Raw genomic sequence first — 17,342 nt, 5'->3', positions numbered from 1 at the left:
CTGAACAGTGTTGGAGTATGCATGTTTCGTCGCAGCAAAATTGTCGCCACCTTAGGCCCGTCATCCAGCTCGCGTGAGCAAATCGCCGCGCTGATTGCCGCCGGTATGGATGTGGCGCGGTTGAACTTCTCTCACGGTAGCGCCGACGATCACCGCGAACGTGCCCGAGTGGTGCGCGAAGAAGCCGCCAAGCAAGGCCGTTTCGTGGCCCTGTTGGGCGACCTGCAAGGGCCGAAGATTCGTATCGCGCGCTTTGCCGAGAACAAGATTGAGCTGGCCCATGGCGTGGCGTTTCGCCTGTCGATGAGCCACGACCGCGCTGCGGGCAACGCGCAGGTGGTCGGGCTGGATTACCCCGATTTAGTCAAAGACTGCGCCCCCGGCGACGAGCTGCTGCTCGACGATGGGCGCATAGTGCTGCGCGTGCTGGCGGTGGATGCCGACGGCGTGGACACCCGCGTCGAAGTGGCCGGGCCGCTGTCCAACAACAAGGGCATCAACAAGCGCGGCGGCGGTATCTCGGCCGAAGCGCTGACCGCTAAAGACCGCGCCGATATCCAGCTTGCTGCCGAGCTAGCGGTGGATTATTTGGCCGTGTCCTTCCCGCGTGAAGCGGCGGACATGCAGCAAGCGCGTAGCTTGCTAGAAGCCGCGGGCGGCCACGCCGGGTTAGTAGCGAAAATCGAACGCGCCGAAGCGGTGGCTGAACTGCGCGTGCTGGAAGACCTGATCCGCGCCAGTGATGCGGTGATGGTCGCGCGCGGCGACTTGGGCGTGGAGATCGGCGACGCCGAGCTGATCGGCATTCAAAAACTCATCATCAGCCGGGCCCGCGCGCTGAATAAAGGCGTGATCACCGCCACGCAAATGATGGAGTCGATGACCAAGAGCCCGATGCCGACGCGCGCGGAAGTCTCCGACGTGGCCAACGCGGTGATCGACCATACCGACGCGGTGATGCTCTCCGGCGAAACCGCCGCTGGCGATTACCCGGTCGAGGCCGTGGCCGCCATGGCGCGTATTTGTATCGGCGCCGAAAAGCACGCCGAGCAGATCCCCACCGCTGAGGCGCAGGTCGAAACCTTCGCCCGCTGCGATCAAACCATCGCCCTCACGGCCATGTACGCGGCCAACCACTTTCCCGGCGTGAAGGCGATTGTTAGCCTCACCGAAAGCGGTGCCACGCCGCTGACCATGTCGCGCATGCGCAGCCAAGTGCCGATCTTTGCCCTCTCGCCGCACGCCAGCACCCAGCACCGTGTGGCGCTGTATCGCGGCGTGTACCCGATTCCGTTTGATATTGCCGCGCACGGTCGCGAGCAAGCCAACCAAGCGGCGGTGGACGAGCTGCTCAAGCGCGGCTTAGTACAACCCGGCGACTGGCTGGTGCTCACCAAAGGTGACTACAACAACACCGAAGGCGGCACCAATACGCTGAAAATCATCTGCGCCGGCGACAAGGTGTTCTGATGAAACTCAACTGCGACATGGGCGAAAGCTTCGGCGCGTGGCGCATGGGCGAGGATGAGCTGGTCATGCCGCTGGTCGACCAAGCCAACATCGCCTGCGGCTTTCATGCCTCCGACCCGCAGACCATGCGCAACACCGTCAAGCTGGCGTTGGAGAACAGCGTCAGCATTGGTGCGCATCCGGCGTACCCGGACTTGGTCGGCTTTGGTCGCCGCGCCATGGCGGTGTCGCCGGAAGAAGTCGAAGCCCTGTTGCTGTACCAAATCGGCGCGCTGGATGGCCTGTGCCGCGCCGAAGGTAGCCAAGTGGATTACGTCAAACCGCACGGCGCGCTGTACAACGCGATTGCCGCCGACGCCAGCTTGCTGCGCGCCGCGCTAACTGCGTGTGCACGTTACCGCGACGGCCTGCCACTGATGGTGCTGGCTCGCGCCGATAACAGCGGCAGCCAGCGTTTGGCTGAGCAGCTTGGTGTGCCTTTGTTGTTTGAGGCCTTCGCCGACCGAGGCTACGCCGCCGATGGCAGCCTGCTGCCGCGCGGCACGCCCGGCGCGGTGCATGGCGATGACGACAGCATTCTCAACCAAGCGCTAGCGTTTGCCCGTGGCGCGCCGGTGGCGCTCGCCGATGGCGGTAGCCTCTGCCTCACGCCCGATAGCCTTTGTGTGCATGGCGACAACGCCCACGCGCGTAGCGTGTTGCGCCGCTTGCGGGCGGGCTTGGACGCGCTCTGATGCACATCGAGCCAGCCGGTGCCTGCGCCCTGCAAGTGCTGCTGGACGAGCCGCCCAGTGCAGCGCTCAGCGCGCGCCTCGCGGCCTTGGCGCAGCAGCTGCGTCAGTGGCCGGGTATCGTCGCCGTGGTGCCCGCGTGGGATAGCCTGTTGCTGCATTACGACGTAATGCAGGCGGATTACCACCAGCTGGTGGAGCGCCTGTGCCCGCTGCTTAGCCAACTTGCCGCGCTCGAGCCGCAGGGCGCGGCAGAGCACGACACGGCCCGCGAACATTGCATTGCCGTGTGTTACGACCACCGTTTAGCGCCGGATTTGCCTTGGTTAGCTGACTCCTGCGGGCTCAGCGAGGCCGAGCTAATCGCCAAGCATCACAGCGCTCGCTACCGAGTGGGCGCCATTGGTTTTGCCCCCGGTTTTGCCTATTTAGCCGGGCTCGACCCGCAATTGGCCCAACCGCGCCGCGCCACGCCGCGCACTCAAGTGCCGGCCGGTAGCGTGGCGGTGGCCGAGCAACAGTGCGCCATCTACCCACAAGCCTCGCCCGGCGGCTGGCACTTGATTGGCCGCACCGCTCAGCCACTGTTCGACCCGTCCGCGCAGCCTCCCAGCCCTTGGCAGGTGGGCGACCGGGTGCGCTTTGTCGCCATCGACTACGCCACCTACCTCGCCCAAGGCGGTGCGCCGTGAGTGCGCTCACGGTGCTTAAAGCCGGCCCGTTAAGCCTGTTGATGGACGGCGGGCGCGCCGCCTGGCAACACCTAGGCGTGTCAGCCAGCGGCCCACTGGATTGTTTAAGCGCCGCGTGGGCCAATCGCCTGCTCGGCAACCCCGTGGATGCGCCTTTGCTGGAAATTACCTTAGGCGGCTTTAGCGCCGAGGCTCGGCAAGACGGCCAGTTAGCCTTGGTCGGCGCGCCGCTACCGGCGCACATCGACGGCCAGCCGCTGGCTACGCAAAGCAGTTTTATTCTGCGTGCCGGGCAAACCCTCAGCGTGGGGTTTGGCGCACGAGGCCAGCGCGCCTACTTGGCCGTCGCAGACGGCTTTAGCGCCAAGCCGGTGCTCGGCAGTGTGGCCACGCAAACCCGCGAAGGCTTAGGCGGCCTACATGGCGATGGCCGCGCGCTACAGGCAGGCGATGCGCTGCATGGCGGTAGCCGCCTGCTGACCCGGCAAGTCGGCGTGCCGTGGCGTTTTCAGCCGCGCTGCGCCGGGCAGATCCGCCTGCGCTTGCTGCCCGGTGGTGATCTGTCGCGTTTTACTGAGGCTGCCCAGCAAGCCTTCTTTAATCAGGCGTGGTCACTCAGCGCAGACAGCAACCGCATGGGCATGCGCTTGACTGGCGAAGCGCTGGCTGAGCCGCCAGTGCTGCGTTATTCGCGCGGCATGAGCCTCGGCGCCGTGCAAGTGCCGCCCTCCGGCCAGCCGGTGGTGCTGATGGCCGACCAGCAAACCATGGGCGGCTACCCGGTGCTCGGCTGGGTGCACCCGCTGGATTTGCCTTTGCTGGCGCAGCTGCCACCCGGCGGCCAAGTTCGTTTTACCAGCATCAGCTTGGATGATATGCAGGCTGAATACCGCGCCCACACGGCCTTTTTTGCGCGCTGATCTGGCGTGAATGCCCTTTGCTTGCACCACGCCAATCTGCCAGCCTGAGGCACGCTGGGTTTGCCCGATGGAGTGCTGCCATGTCCTTATCTTCAACCACTATTGCCGAGCCGCAGGTCGCGCTTACGCGTGCCGATGCCGCCACGCCTGCGGCTTTGCGCGCGCTGATTGAAAGCCGCCGTGCGGTGCGCCGCTTTACCGCCGAACCGGTGCCCGAGGCGGTGATTCGTGATTGCCTAGAGCTGGCGGTGCTGGCGCCGAACTCCTGCAATTTGCAGCCGTGGAGTTTTCAGGTGATCCAAAAACCCGCACTGCTGGCGGCCTTGCACCCGGTATGCATGAGCCAGAATGCCGCCAAAGCGCCGCTGATCATCGCCGTGCTGGCGCGCCCGGACACTTGGCAGCAGGCCTGTAGCGGGGTGATCGAACACTGGCCCGAAGGCCCGGCGCCTAAGCTGATTGAACACTTCTACCGCAAAACCGCGCCGTTTCAGTACAACCAAGGGCTACTCGGTTGGCGCGGCTTTTTTAAGCGCCAGTTGCTACGCATCGTAGGGCTGAAAAAAGCCCTGATGCGCACGCCCAACAGCCACGCCGATATGCGGGTGTGGGCGGTGAAGTCCACCGCGCTAGCGGCAGAAAACCTCATGCTCGCCTTGCAAAGCCACGGCTACTGCACCTGCCCGATGGAAGGCTTCGACGAGGTACGCCTGCGTCGTGTGCTGCACATCCCCAAACAAGCCATCCCCATTATGCTGCTGGCAGTGGGCAAACCCGGCGACAAAGCGGTTTACAATCCGCGCCTGCGGTTTCCCTTAGAGCAACACGTCAGCTGGCATTAAGCATGAGCGAACAAGCAAACACACAACTGAGCATCGAAGACCTAGTGATTGGCACGGGCAAAGCCTGCGTCAAAGGCGCGCTGATCACTACCCAATACCGTGGCTGGCTGGCCGATGGCAGCGAGTTCGACTCTTCCTACGCACGCGGCAAACCTTTTCAGTGCGTGATCGGCAGTCGCCGGGTGATAGCCGGCTGGGACCAAGGCCTGATGGGCATGCAGGTTGGCGGCAAGCGCAAGCTGTTTGTCCCCGCGCATTTGGGCTACGGCGAGCGCAGCGTCGGCAGCATCCCGCCAAACTCGGACTTATGGTTTGAGATCGAATTGCTCGAAGTGCTGACGCGCGACGATTAAGCCTTTGCCACTAAGCTAAACGGCAACCCCGCCGGCGCCCAGCGCCCACTCAGCACAGAAAGGAATCCCCATGGCACCGCAAGAAGCACTCTCTGTTGCCGAGCAAACTCTCGAGCTGCTGCACTCCGCAGCCCCTATGCTGGCGCTGCTGGGCACTGGCTGTTTGCTGTTCTTTACCCTCAACCGCTCCGGCACTGCGCACTTTGTGCGCGAGCGCATTTGGCGCTTATTGGGTGGCAGCGAAGAGATCGACAACACGTTTCTAGCCGAGCGCTGGCGCGAGATTAAAGACTTAGAGTCTTTGCGCTACAAAACCGGCATCCGCTTTGCCAACCTCGATGACGCCATGCAGATGTTTAAGTGGGCCGATGAGCTTGGTGTTTCGGCGGATGACCTGATGAAGTCCGCCAAGTACTACAACCCCGCAGAGCAAACCTTTGCTAATCCACAGCAAAAGCTAAAGCGTTGGGAAGGACGGGTTTATTGCGCGGGGCTGCTACTCGCTGCTGTTTTTGGCGGCTTTTTGCTGGTGACGGATCACACCTTAATTAAGGTTAAACAATCCTCTACCCGAGTTTGGACCGACGGCGAAAGTTTATTTGCTTGGAATAGGTTGCAATGGTCAATGACCCTAGACGACTGCGCTAAAGACATAACATTTTTGCCTGATACACACGTTCGCAAAGTAGTGTGTGATTTGATCAAGCCCGAGGCCAAAGAGTACTTGCAGCAGGCCGTTACTTCGCAAAAGTACGTGGCCGTTTTTTTCGAAGCCATACTTGGGGTCTTGTTCTGCTGGGTCATGAACTGGCAACGCAAAGTGGCGTTGGCGCAGCGGATTTACAGCAAGTCTCAGGCTCAAAAAGCGGCAACACCGCCGTTAAGTGCGGCTTAGTTGTTCGGCGGCTAGGCCTTAGCGCTGCGGGGGTTATTCCCAATACAACCCATCCACCTGCCAGTGTTCGGCCAGATAGTCGATCAGCGCGCGCACCAGCGGCTGTTGATAGCTGCGCGATAGGTACACCGCCCATAAGGAGTGGCGTGGCGGTGGGGTGTCTAGCATCAGGGCGACCAGCTTGCCCTGATTAAGCAGCGGCTTGGCCAGATCGCAGGGCAGTAGGGCGATACCCATGCCGCGCAGGCAAGCGTTGAGCAGGGTGCCCATGTCGTTGGCAAACAGTTGGCCGTTTATCGGCTGCGCGAGCACGCTGGCGTTATGCAAAAAGTGCCAGTGTTGATGGGCGAGGTGCACGAGGCAGCGGTGCTGGCTTAGCTCGCTGGGGCTGGTTGGCGTGGGGTGTTGCGCTAAGTAGCTGGGGCTGGCGCATACCACAGAATCAATCGCCAACAAGCGGCGGGCGATAAGTTGCTCGTCAGGCTGCACGGCAAAGCGCAGGGCGATGTCGACGCGCTCATCCACCAGCTGCGCGTTGTGATCCGACAGCTGCAAATGCACGCGCACCGCCGGGTGCAGTTGCATAAAGGCGCTGAGTTGATCGAGCAGGCTGTTTTGCCCAACGCCCGCTGGGGCGGCAATGCGGATATCGCCTTGCAGGGCTTGTTGGCTGCGGGCGCTGGCCTCAAGCGCGGCGGCTTCGTTGAGCAGGCGTTCGCAGTGCAACAGCGCGTCGCTGCCGGCGCTGGTGAGGCTAACGCGGCGCGTAGTGCGGTGCAGCAAGCGCAAATTCAGCCACTGCTCTACCTCTTGCACATGGCGGCTCACTTGCACGCGGCTGAGCTGCAAATGCTCGGCGGCGGCGGTAAAGCTGCCGCGATTAGCCACTTCTACAAAGCTGCGCAGGGCGTCGAGTTTGTCCATTTTGTTTCTATATCGGTAATAAACTGCTTCATTAAAGCGTATTTATCGCGTTTTATCTGCTCAATAAGCTGTGCTCCCGTGCAATCACCCACAGGAGACACACCATGAACATTGCAGTTTTGGGCGCTAGCGGCTGGCTGGGCTCCACCATCAGTGCAGAGGCCTTAGCACGCGGCCATCGCGTGATTGGCTTGGCGCGTAACCCGCAAGGCTTGCCAGAAGGCGTTACCGCGCGTGCGTTCGACTTAAATACCGAGCAGTCACTGGCCGAGGCGTTGGCTGGCGCTGACTTGCTGATCGCCAGTGTCGGCGGGCGTGCCGCCGGTAATCACGAGATCGTGCCGGCCACCGCCGCGCGCTTGTTGGCCGAGCTGCCTAAAACGGGCGTTAAGCGCCTGTTGTGGGTGGGCGGTGCCGGCAGTTTAGAGGTGGCGCCGGGCGAAGTCTTAGTCGCTCAGCCGAGCTTTCCGGCGGAATACAAAGCCGAAGCCATCGCCCAAGGTGAAGCGCTGGCGGTGTTCCGCGATAGCCAAAGCCCGCTGGCGTGGACGTTTGTAAGCCCCGCTGCAGAAATCTACCCCGGCGAGCGCAGCGGCGCTTATCGCTTAGGCGGCGACCAGTTGTTGGTCGATAGCGAAGGCCGCAGCCGCATTAGCGCTGCCGACTACGCGGTGGCCCTGCTGGACTTGGCCGAGCAAGATGCTCCAGCGCAAACCCGCGTGAGCGTGGCTTACTAAAGCCCACAAATCCCCCATCGGCCCCGCATAACGGCGGGGCCGCTGGGCTGTTACGCCGCGTGAATCGCCACCGCCACGCCGTTGAGCGCGGCGTTGCCGGTGAGTGGGTCGACGCGCTGGTCGCAGGTCAGGCTGTTGATGCTGATGCCCGGCTGCTTGGCCGCCACGCTCATCGCGGTGTTGCGGTGGTTATGGCCCCAGCCTTGGGGGACGCTCACCACGCCTTGCAGAATGTCGTCGTTAATCTCCACATCCAGCGTCACTTGGCCGGTGGCCGAGCGTACCGTCACAGCTTGGCCGGCGCTTAATTGCAGGCGTGCGGCATCGGCGGAGTGCATTTGCAGGGTGACCGGATTCTTACCTTTGATCAGGCGGTGCGCGTTGTGCGTCCAAGTATTGTGGTTGCGCACTAAGCGGCGGCTGATCATTTGGAACGGGTAGTCGGCGCGCTGGGTGGCGTCTTCCTCTAATGCAGCCTGTAAACGCGGCAGGTCGTTGAGGTAGAACGCCGGTGCCAGCGCAATGCGCCCGTCGGCAGTGCGCAGGCGCTCGCTGATGCACGGTTGCAGGGGGCCGAGGTCGATGCCGTGGGGGTTATCCAAGAGCCTTTGCAGGCTCATGCCTTGCTCTTTATAACGCCCAGCTTTGAGGCCCATGTCCAGCAGCAGCTCGGGCGTGGCGCCGTTATCCGGCGCGCCGGTCAGGCATGCGATCAGGCCTTTTAGAATCTCCCAATCGTGCTTTTGTCCCGGTTTTTTGGCGAACATCGGCGGCGAGTATTTCGCTGTGTTGCTCACCGCAAAGCTATTGAAGAACACGTCGAAGTGGGCAATCTCCAGCCCTGTGGTAGCAGGCAGAATAATGTCGGCGTGCTTGGTGGTTTCGTTCAGGTAGATATCCACGCTGACCATAAAATCCAGCCCCGCAAAGGCTCGGTCTAGGCGGTCGCCATTGGGCGCCGAGAGCACCGGATTGCCGGCAATGGTGATCAGCGCTTTGATCTGCCCATCGCCTGCGGTTTCAATCTCGTCGGCCAAAGTAGCAATCGGGAACTCGCCGTTAAAAAACGGTAGCTGACGCACCCGCGACTGATGGCGGCCATACGAGCTGGGCTTGCCCGGCTTTACGCTGCCAAGCAGGTCGAACGCTGGCTGCGGGAACATCGCCCCGCCTTGGCGATCCAGATTGCCGGTGAGTATGTTCAGCACCAAGGTCAGCCACTGGCACAGGCCGCCGAAGGATTGCGTCGAGGCGCCCATGCGGCTGTAGCACACCGCCGAGGGCGCGCTGGCAAACTCGTCGGTAAGGCGGCGAATATCCACAGCGCTAATGCCCACGGTCTCGGCTACTTGTTCGGGGCTAAAGGGCGCGGCGGCCTGTTCGATATCCGCCAAGCCATCGCACAGCGGGGCCAAGTGGCGCAGGTTGATACGCTGTTCGGCGAATAAGGTGTGAATCATCGCCATCAGCAGCAGGGCGTCTTTCTCTGGGCGGATAAACACATGCTCGCTGGCGATTTTCGCGGTTTCGGTGCGGCGTGGGTCGATCACCACCACCTTGCCGCCGCGTTGCTGAATATCTTTGATGCGCCCCGGCATGCCGGCGCCGCTCATCATGCTGCCGTTAGACACCACCGGATTGCCGCCGATGATCAGCAGGTAATCGGTGCGATTGATATCCGGCACCGAAATGGCCATGCCCGCGCCAAATAAAAAGTTCGCCGCCACATGGTGCGGCAGTTGATCGGCCGAGGCCGAGCTGTAGCGGTTCTTGCTGCCCAGCGCCTTCATAAACTGCGGCAAAAACAGCGCATTGCCCAAGTTGTGCGCATTGGGGTTACCCATATAAGCGGCCACGCAGTCTTGGCCGTGCTCGGCTTGCAGGGCGCGCACACGGCTGCCGATTTCGCTAAAGGCGTCTTCCCAGCTGATCGCCTGCCAGCCCTCGGCGGTTTTGCGCAGCGGCGTTTTGAGCCGCTCGGGGTCGTGATAGAAGTCCTGCAGCGCCACCGCTTTCGGGCAAATATGGCCACGGCTGAAGGGGTCGAGCGGGTCGGGCTTGATCGACACAATCTCTTCGCCACGGTGCTTAATCTCTAGCCCGCACATGGCTTCGCAAATGTTGCAGGTTCGAAAATGCGTTTGCACGTCACTCATGGCGGCACCTTGGCTGAGGGGAAAGTCATCATTCTGGCAACCGGCTAACGCCTGTGTAATTGTAGAAAACGACATATAACTGGTGATTTCTGCCACAAGCGTAGGGGCGGCTCGATGGTGACGGTCAGCGTGATGCTGTTTGATTACGTGCTCGGCGCGGCGGTGATGGGCATTAACGACTTGCTCTACTTCGCCGGGCGCGCCTACGCCCAACGGCACGGCCACAGCCAGCCGCGCTTTGCCATTCGCTTGGTGAGCGCCCACGGCCAGCCGGTGAAAGCCATGAACCGCATCACTCTCACGCCGCATTGCAGCCTTGCCGAGGCAGGCCATAGCGAAGTGGTGCTGGTGCCCAGCATTGCCGGTGATATTGAACAAACCCTGCGCGACAACACCTGGCTCACTGATTACCTGCAACAGGCCGCCACCGCAGGCAGCTTGCTGGGCAGCAACAGCAATGGCTCGTTCTTTCTCGCCGAGGCGGGCCTGTTGGCGGGCAAAAAAGCCACCACCTTTTGGGATAACGTCGAGCTGTTTCGCCAGCGCTACCCCAGCATCGACCTGCGCGCCGATCAGGTGCTGATCCACGACGGCAATATCCTCTGCGATGCTGGCGGCACTTCGTGGTTCGACTTGGGCCTGTATCTGGTCGAACTGTTCTGCGACCACGCCACGGCGATGGACACCGCCAAATACTTTATGGTCGATCTGGAGCGCGCCAAACAGCTCAGCTTTACCCCGCTGGTGAGCCTGCGCCACCACAGCGACGCCGCCATCTTGCAGGTGCAAACGTGGCTAGAGCAGCACCATGCCGAACGCATCAGCATCGACGCCCTCGGCGCGCAGTTTGGCCTGTCTAACCGCTCGCTCGCGCGGCGCTTCAAGCTAGCCACTGGCGTAACGCCGCTGCATTACCTGCAAGAAGTCCGCCTCGACGCCGCCGGCCGGCTGTTAGTGCAAACCAACGCCAGCATCGAAGACATTACCCATGCCGTAGGCTACGAAGACATCAGCTCGTTTATCCGCCTATTCAAACGCCGCACGCACTATGCGCCCAGCACCTATCGGGCACGGTTTAGAGCGTTAAGGGTGTGATGGGCTTGGGCAAGCCGTATGAGCCAAATCTCGCGCTTGCGAGGTGAGGCTCAAGACGGAACCTACAGGGTTGTACCAATACACTCATTAAATTTCGCATCTATCAGTTTTTTTAGGCTTTCATTTATGAATTTTGATATTGATCGCTTTGAATTGGTGTTGACTTTGTTGTCATGGCTTAATCTTACGCAGGAAAATGTCAGTTCGGATTTTTTGTAATCATCTTCAGAGCGATTAGTGCTGCTGAATAGGAAGCAGATTTTGCACTTCCCAGTGTTAACCCCTTGAGAGTAAGTATATTCGACATCCATTTTTTGGATGTGATAATACTGGTAGTACTTTTCATCAGAGATTAGGAAAACGTCATTCAATCTTTCCCCATCAATTTTCATTCTCTTGACGGAGTTTTTCATCCATGAGATTTGCGGGTCACTCGGTAGAGGTGGGCCATCGCGATCAATGTTGATCTCGATGTTATCAACGTCTCCGGTAGATATCTCCTTGCCAAGACCGGCTGTGAGTTTTTTGAAGAAGCGTATTCTTTCTTCATTGTTAAAGGAGTCGAATCTGATCTGCTCAACCTCAGATGAGGTGACTATGTTTGCCTTGTTAAGTATTTTCGAGATATTGCTTGTTATTTTTTTGTTGATCACTTCTGTTTCTTTTGATGAATGGCTTGATGAGAAGTCTAGTAGTAAGGTGCCGTTTTGTTTTCTTATTGTTATCTCGGCATCGAACTGAAGTTCTCGTTGTAGCCAGTCTTTGCTGTAATCAGATTTGGTTACTTTATAGGGGATTCTTATTGTGTTTGAGTCGTCAATTATTACTTCGGGCTCCTCCGTGAAAGAGATGTTGCTTGACTCACTTGTTAGCCAGCTTGAGTTTTCGAATAAGTTGTCTTTTAGAGGGGTTATCCAGTCCGTGGATTCCGAGACTAGTTTAAGACTGGAGCCTTTTACCTTTGGTTGTGACTCGCGGTCAACACTTGCCTCTATTAGCCGAGAGAAGTTGTCGGGGGTCAAGAGGGTTGCAGACAGTATGGGGACGGTGATGGATTTTTCATTTTCTCCAATATAAATTCCTTTTTCTTTTAGGGTTGAATTTATTTCTCCGTAAGAAATGTGCTCGCTGTTAAGAAGGATTCTCAGATCTGCGCCTGCGAGAATGGTTGAGTTGGTGTCAAGTGGGGATTTCATGTTTAATCCTCTTTTGGAATGAGACTTAAAATCGACCTGTTGAAAGAAAATGGAATTATTTCTTCGTTCCGGTCCGGGAAGTGAAACCTGGCGAGTTGTGCTTCATGTTCATCTTGTGATGGATTGTAGTCGGGCATGCCTATTTTGATTTTTGCAACAAGGCCGCTAGAGAATTGTAATGCATAAGATAAAAGCTTTTTATATGCGTCGACGCTGAATTTTTGATCTGCGTAAATCACCATTTCACATGAGTCGTCTGATTTAACAAGGAATGGGACTACATCTGATGCGATAAGCTCTAGCGGCAAACTGCTGCCGGATCTGGCTTCGTTTACATAGACAGATGTTCCTATCCGAGGATAAAAAAATTCTATTTTTTTATCCTCGGACTTTCTTTTTATATCGTCAATTATTTTTATTAAGAATGATGCTCGTGCATTGTCTATCAAGTATATTGGGAATTTTGCGTCGGATTCTAAGCGGCTACTAGCTAGGTGAGGTTTGATGTCGCACTCAATGTCGGATTCATCATTGTGTAACCATATTAAAAGGCCGGAGTGACTTTTTTTTCCTCTAGTGGTGTGGGCTCTAGATATTGAGTTGACTTCAGGGCTGTGCTTGGCGCATTCAATTATTTCTTGGCACTCTTTAAAGTGGGACTTAAATTTTGTCCTCAGTGTTGCTTCGCCTGGAGGTGCGCCTAGGGAGTTCTTTACAGAAACATGAACTATTTCCGTTCTATCATCATGAAAGGGGTTGTGATAAATAAAAAGCTGATCCTCGCCATGCGTTTCTCGCTGGTTGCCTGATTCGTTTCTATGCTTGGGAGAGTTGCAGGTGATGCTCATGTTGTGTAGTGCGTTTTTCCAGCCAATTAATCGAAGTAGTTCGGAAGATATTTTTTCCCCGATTTCTCCAGACTTTTTAGATTTCTCCCCCATTACTGTTCCTTCCTTTCTTTGATGTCGATAATTGTTTGAAAGCCATGTCCTTTGTCTATGACAAGTAGCTTGGAGATAGTGTAGCTAGGGTTGCTAACGATTAGCCCAACGCCGCTGTGTATTTTTATCTTTCTATTTTTTGGGTTGGCGATCTTTGAAAAATCTTTTGATTTAAATTCATAGTTTTCGGAGATTTCGTGCCCGGAGCTAGTGGCTATGCCGGATATGATTTCGGTCAGAGAGTCGTGATCGATGAATTGAGATGATATGTTTTTTATTTCTTCAATTGTTGTGGTTTCTGATGAGTTTATTTTCTCTGTTATTCTTTCGGAAAAGTCAATTGTTGCCTGGGCGTCCTCGATCTTGGAGGTTACCCCTTTTAATATTGATCCGCTGATCTTGGCATAGGATTTTGAGGTTGCGCTAGGTGAAACTTTTAAAAATGACTCAGTCCAGTACTTTGTTTTTTTTCCTAAGTTGTCGATAACGCAAACTCCTTTTGAGTTTTGGAGTATTAAGGCGCCTTTTTGTATTCGGCTTAATGAGATTCCTGATAGTTCGATGATTTCAAAAGAGTTGGATGATTCCTTGATGTTAATAAAGTCGTCCTTGCTTTCTATTTTTAATACTGCAAGTGCGTCCAGGCTCTCCTGTCCAATGAGAACTTCTGTAAATAGTAAAAAAACTAGCTCACCGCTGGCTATGTTTGGATGGGTTGAGGTTGAATATAGATGCTTTGCAATTCCTTGGGTGTTCTTAACGAAGCTTTTCTTTTCGTCGAATATTCTTTTTGCGAGATTGTAAGTGACGTTTAGGGATAAGTCGGTCTCGTGGAAGAACTCATAGTTATTTCCCTGTTTCGCGAGTGGGCGCAAGTAATGCTGAGCGAGGGAGTCCCGTAGTGAATCGCTGATCTGTGACTCATTATCGGCAAGACGTATGCCTTCTTCTCGAGTCTTATTTCCAACGCGATGCACGGCAATATTTGTTAGCTGTGCTGAGCTTACATCTATCATTGTATAAGCCTTTGATTTTTAGAGTGGATGGGTGTTTTCGTTATCAGAGCTAATAGATCCTGGAACATGGCTGTCACGTTTTTTGCCTCGTGTACCTATAAGCTCTGAATAGGTCGGATCTTTGCAGAGCTAGGGGCGAATTTATTTGTGTGCGCATGCGTCACGATCTTGTCCTGCCCCGATCTCTCAAAAACTTTGCATCGTTCTGCACTTCGGGAACCCCGAACATCCCCAAAACTGCTGCCCCGCCTTAGCCCCCGATTTAACCGTGCGTATCAGCAGCGCGCTGCCGCATTTCGGGCACAGCCGTTCGGCTGTCGGATCACTCCGGCGCTTAAGGTTTTGCACATGCTCGCGGTGGGTGGCGAGGGTCGGCGCGCGGCGGCCGGTTTGTAGGGTGTGCAGCAGGGCGTCCACTTCTGTGGCGCTAAACACCAGCTGCTGGAATGACTGGATATAGCGAATAAAGCCAATGCCTTGGGTCACGTTGGCGGGCATGGCGGTTTTAAAGGTGCTGCCGCCAACAAAGCTGATCAGCGAGTGCAGGTGCTCGGGGTTTACGCCAAGGGTGGCTTCCAGGGCTTTGAGGTGTTTGTAGTTCTGTCGCAGCGGGTTTTGGAATTTGAAGCTGCGCTGGTAGAGCTTCTGCGTCCACTGTGCTTGCTTCTCGCTGCCGAAGATCCAGCCGCGCATGTTCTTGGTTTCCAGCACAAAGATGCCGTAGGGCGAGAGAAAGACGTGGTCGATCTGCGTGGTGCCGTCTGGCGTGTTGAGGGTGACGTTGTGCAGGCGGCGGTAGGTGTGTTGGTCGAGCTTAATGCGGGCAATCAGCCGCACCACAAGCTCACCGATATAACCCTTGGCCCACGGGGTTTGCAGCAGGCCGATGACCAGCATCAGCGGGATCAGCCAGCTCACGGTAGTCCACAACGGCGCGATGATGGGGGAGAAATCCATTTCTTGGCCTCTATCCAGAGATGCTTGGATAGTAGCGAAAAGTTGCGCAGTTTTGCGAAGGGTTTCTCGGTTATCTGGCTCTAGCACGGGCCTTTTGGGCGCTTTTGCCGTGCCTTTTGGCATGCCTAGGGCGACGCGCTATGGCTACAAGTTGCTGGGCTCTGCGGTTGTTGCGGCGGGCGGTAAGCGCAGCCAGCCTAAGACTTCGGGCGCTTGAATCGTCCAGCGGCCGGCTTGTTGGGTAAGCGCTAAGTTTTCGCGGGCGTTGCCGAAGGGGCCGGGGTTTTGCTGGGCAATCTCTAGGCTTGCGGCGCCCACACTGGCGATCACCGCGACGTGGCCATAGCGGTTCAGCAGCGATGGGCCAAATACCAGTAGGTCATCCGCTTGCGGTGCTGTGCTGCCGCCGTTGTGAAACTGCAGCATGGCTCGCAGGGTATTTAGCTCGCCCTCGTTAAGGCGCGGGTCGAAGAAGTCTTTGGCGTGGCCGTAGGTGTCGGGCATGCGGTGGTTGTAGCGCTCGAAGTAGTAGCGCTTTACGAACTCTACGCACTGGTAGCGCAGGCCTAGGTTGTAGCCGTCTTTACTCAGGTGGCGGCCCTGCACGGTGTTGACCCCGCCGTTGTAGTAAATCGCTACGCCGTTTAAGGCGTCGAGCTGTTCGCCGACGGCATGGTGTGGGTTGAGGTTGATGCGTGTGACCGCCGCATAGCTCGCCAGCGCGAGCACTGGCAGTAGGCCGGCAATGAGCAGGGCGAGTCGGCGTTTAGTCATGGGTTAGGCCGCCTGCGCTTAACGCGCCTTGCGCTCGTGCTCGGCAATTTCGCTAAAGGCTTGGCGGTGCGCGGCTTGCGCGGCGTAATCGCCACGGACTTCAGAGGCATTTTTGCCGGTGAGGTTGCCACCGGTAAGCGCATCGCGGGAGAAAAGCACGGCGAACTTGCGGCCTTCCAGTTCAAGGTACAGGTAGTAATAGTCTTCGGGCTTATTCGGCTCGGCAAACGCGCTGTAGGTGTAGCGGATGCGGTGGCTGAGTTCGGGAGGCGTGTCGAGCAGGGTTGTCCGGTCTAGCTCTGGGAATTCTTTGCGAAGCTCGCTGCTGCCTATGTACGGGAGTTCGGCCAAATGCTCGGCGGTAAAGGGCTTAAGTTGGCGGCGCAGCATGGTGACGTTGCTGGCACTGCCATCGGCCTCAATGTTGCGCGGTTGGTACATGCCTTGGGTAAACCATTGGCTGGCGTCGAACATCTCCTCCACCTCGAAGCCGCCGTAATACATCATGATTTTTTTGGCCATTTCGCCTTCCTGTGCATTTAAGTAAAGCCCCGTCATGAGGCTTGCGGCTAGGGCAATGCTGCCTAGCAGGGCTTTTGGGTAGTGAGTCATCGCGGTTTGTATTCCCGCAGGGATGCGGGCACGCCGGTCGGCGAGTCGCCGGCGCGTACTGGGTGCACAGCGCCTTCTGCATCGAGTGGGTAGCCGATAGAGCGATCATAGTTATCGCGGCTTTTCGCATGACGGTCTAACGTCACATCTTCAGCGCTGGCTGTCTTGATTGGCGGCTTGGGGGCAGTTTCATTCGGCAGCTGGGCGTTTGGGTCTTTGCTGGCTTTTCGATGGGCAGCCAAGCGTTGCCTATAGCGACTGAGCTGGCGTTCATAGTGATCCATCGCGCGATCATCGGCCTGCACTCTTTGTTGCGCACCTTGCAGTCCGGCGCGGTCGCTGGCGTTGCCGTAGGTTTGGTCGTAATTGCTGCGCCGTGGAAATGCCCACACGGTGGTCTGTGCGGTGTTGGCGATTAACTGTGCCAGGCTTTTTTCGTACAGCGGGTCTTCATCTTCATTAACGTGCACATCGGCATGGATGCCCAAGCCTGTGCGGCAAGCGTAAGAGTAGATCTTGCCGCTTAGATCGAACGCTTCTGGCTTGAGCATTTGCGCTTGTGCGTTACGCAGGCGATAGCTGTCGGCCTTGTCGAGCTCATAGCCAAACTCGATGGTGCCCACCAGACCGTGAGCAAATAGGTCGAGCTGCTTGATCTCGCGCTTCTTGCTGATTCGCAGGTTGATAAAGTCCAGTAGGTGGGCAATGGAATCCAGCTCGCGGTATTTGGCGCCGTAGCGGTTTTCGACCACGTCTTTCACAGCATCGAGCAGTGGGCGCTCATAGTCTTCGGTAAAAATCAGAAAGATGCGCTGGGTGGCGTGGTTGGCGGTGGCTGGTGGGTAGAGGCGCACTTGTCGGATGCCTTGATTGATAAAGCGCATTTTGTTGCCTTTCTGCCCGCGCAGCCTTTCCAGCAGTGTCATGTGCGATGCGCCAACGATGGTGATGTAGTCGCGCTGTAGCGATACTGGGATTTGCTGGATGGGATGTTGGGCGCTGGTTTTGCCTTGGTGAACGGCTGTCATCGC

18 protein-coding genes are annotated in these 17,342 nt (G+C 57.3%); 9 read left to right on the top strand and 9 right to left on the bottom strand.

Annotation, left to right across the window (positions count from 1 at the left end):
• Positions 1-21: 21 nt before the first annotated feature.
• The 7 genes from pyk to BMX80_RS13475 all read left to right on the top strand — a co-directional run bounded on the left by pyk (position 22) and on the right by BMX80_RS13475 (position 5,903).
• Positions 22-1,470, top strand: a complete 1,449-nt coding sequence (gene pyk / locus BMX80_RS13505) for a pyruvate kinase (protein WP_074869389.1) — start codon at positions 22-24, stop codon at positions 1,468-1,470.
• Positions 1,470-2,204: a 5-oxoprolinase subunit PxpA gene (locus tag BMX80_RS13500; RefSeq protein ID WP_074869386.1), complete on the top strand. Its 735-nt coding sequence runs from the start codon at positions 1,470-1,472 to the stop codon at positions 2,202-2,204. The genes pyk and BMX80_RS13500 overlap by 1 nt, the downstream gene beginning before the upstream one ends.
• The gene (pxpB, locus tag BMX80_RS13495) at positions 2,201-2,893 is read left to right on the top strand and encodes a 5-oxoprolinase subunit PxpB (RefSeq protein ID WP_139214134.1); all 693 of its coding nucleotides are present in this window, start codon (positions 2,201-2,203) and stop codon (positions 2,891-2,893) included. Before BMX80_RS13500 ends, pxpB begins: the two co-directional genes overlap by 4 nt.
• Positions 2,890-3,813, top strand: coding sequence for a 5-oxoprolinase subunit C family protein (locus BMX80_RS13490; RefSeq protein ID WP_139214132.1), 924 nt, complete (start codon positions 2,890-2,892; stop codon positions 3,811-3,813). The genes pxpB and BMX80_RS13490 overlap by 4 nt, the downstream gene beginning before the upstream one ends.
• An 80-nt stretch (positions 3,814-3,893) precedes the next feature.
• Complete coding sequence (locus BMX80_RS13485; protein ID WP_074869382.1) at positions 3,894-4,655, top strand: nitroreductase family protein; 762 nt, start codon at positions 3,894-3,896, stop codon at positions 4,653-4,655.
• 2 nt (positions 4,656-4,657) lie between these two features.
• Complete coding sequence (locus tag BMX80_RS13480; protein ID WP_074869380.1) at positions 4,658-5,008, top strand: FKBP-type peptidyl-prolyl cis-trans isomerase; 351 nt, start codon at positions 4,658-4,660, stop codon at positions 5,006-5,008.
• A gap of 70 nt (positions 5,009-5,078) precedes the next feature.
• Positions 5,079-5,903 carry a DUF6216 family protein gene (locus BMX80_RS13475; protein ID WP_074869378.1) on the top strand — a complete coding sequence of 275 codons (825 nt, stop codon included), beginning with the start codon at positions 5,079-5,081 and terminating at the stop codon, positions 5,901-5,903.
• A 33-nt stretch (positions 5,904-5,936) separates the two neighbouring features.
• Here BMX80_RS13475 and BMX80_RS13470 read toward each other — a convergent pair whose 3' ends face one another.
• Positions 5,937-6,827, bottom strand: a complete 891-nt coding sequence (locus BMX80_RS13470; protein ID WP_074869375.1) for a LysR family transcriptional regulator — start codon at positions 6,825-6,827, stop codon at positions 5,937-5,939.
• 104 nt (positions 6,828-6,931) lie between these two features.
• Between BMX80_RS13470 and BMX80_RS13465 the strand changes: the two genes are divergently transcribed.
• Positions 6,932-7,564, top strand: a complete 633-nt coding sequence (locus BMX80_RS13465; protein ID WP_074869373.1) for an NAD(P)-dependent oxidoreductase — start codon at positions 6,932-6,934, stop codon at positions 7,562-7,564.
• A 50-nt stretch (positions 7,565-7,614) separates the two neighbouring features.
• Here BMX80_RS13465 and BMX80_RS13460 read toward each other — a convergent pair whose 3' ends face one another.
• On the bottom strand, positions 7,615-9,720 hold the full coding sequence (locus BMX80_RS13460) for a molybdopterin-dependent oxidoreductase (protein WP_074869371.1): 2,106 nt from the start codon (positions 9,718-9,720) through the stop codon (positions 7,615-7,617).
• Positions 9,721-9,834: 114 nt separating this feature from the next.
• Between BMX80_RS13460 and BMX80_RS13455 the strand changes: the two genes are divergently transcribed.
• Positions 9,835-10,815: a GlxA family transcriptional regulator gene (locus BMX80_RS13455; protein WP_074869368.1), complete on the top strand. Its 981-nt coding sequence runs from the start codon at positions 9,835-9,837 to the stop codon at positions 10,813-10,815.
• A gap of 62 nt (positions 10,816-10,877) precedes the next feature.
• Here BMX80_RS13455 and gapS4b read toward each other — a convergent pair whose 3' ends face one another.
• From gapS4b to BMX80_RS13420, 7 genes are all read right to left on the bottom strand, one after another.
• Complete coding sequence (gene gapS4b / locus BMX80_RS13450) at positions 10,878-12,011, bottom strand: GapS4b family protein (protein WP_074869364.1); 1,134 nt, start codon at positions 12,009-12,011, stop codon at positions 10,878-10,880.
• Positions 12,012-12,013: 2 nt separating this feature from the next.
• Positions 12,014-12,952 (bottom strand): GapS4a family protein, encoded by a 939-nt coding sequence (gene gapS4a, locus BMX80_RS13445; RefSeq protein ID WP_074869361.1) that lies wholly within the window; start codon positions 12,950-12,952, stop codon positions 12,014-12,016.
• Complete coding sequence (locus tag BMX80_RS13440) at positions 12,952-13,968, bottom strand: nucleoid-associated protein (RefSeq protein ID WP_074869359.1); 1,017 nt, start codon at positions 13,966-13,968, stop codon at positions 12,952-12,954. Before BMX80_RS13440 ends, gapS4a begins: the two co-directional genes overlap by 1 nt.
• Positions 13,969-14,154: 186 nt before the next feature.
• Positions 14,155-14,925, bottom strand: coding sequence for a nuclease-related domain-containing protein (locus BMX80_RS13435; protein WP_074869356.1), 771 nt, complete (start codon positions 14,923-14,925; stop codon positions 14,155-14,157).
• A gap of 144 nt (positions 14,926-15,069) precedes the next feature.
• Positions 15,070-15,699: a CHAP domain-containing protein gene (locus BMX80_RS13430; protein ID WP_074869353.1), complete on the bottom strand. Its 630-nt coding sequence runs from the start codon at positions 15,697-15,699 to the stop codon at positions 15,070-15,072.
• Positions 15,700-15,717: 18 nt separating this feature from the next.
• Entirely contained in the window at positions 15,718-16,221 is a 504-nt protein-coding gene (locus BMX80_RS13425) for a hypothetical protein (protein WP_139214128.1), read from the bottom strand.
• 86 nt (positions 16,222-16,307) lie between these two features.
• Complete coding sequence (locus BMX80_RS13420) at positions 16,308-17,339, bottom strand: hypothetical protein (protein ID WP_074869348.1); 1,032 nt, start codon at positions 17,337-17,339, stop codon at positions 16,308-16,310.
• Positions 17,340-17,342 lie beyond the last annotated feature (3 nt).

It is taken from the genome of Atopomonas hussainii (assembly GCF_900109735.1).
GTDB lineage: Bacteria > Pseudomonadota > Gammaproteobacteria > Pseudomonadales > Pseudomonadaceae > Atopomonas > Atopomonas hussainii.
Note: the sequence above shows the minus strand (reverse complement) of the source record. Positions and strands in the feature narration are given on the sequence as shown.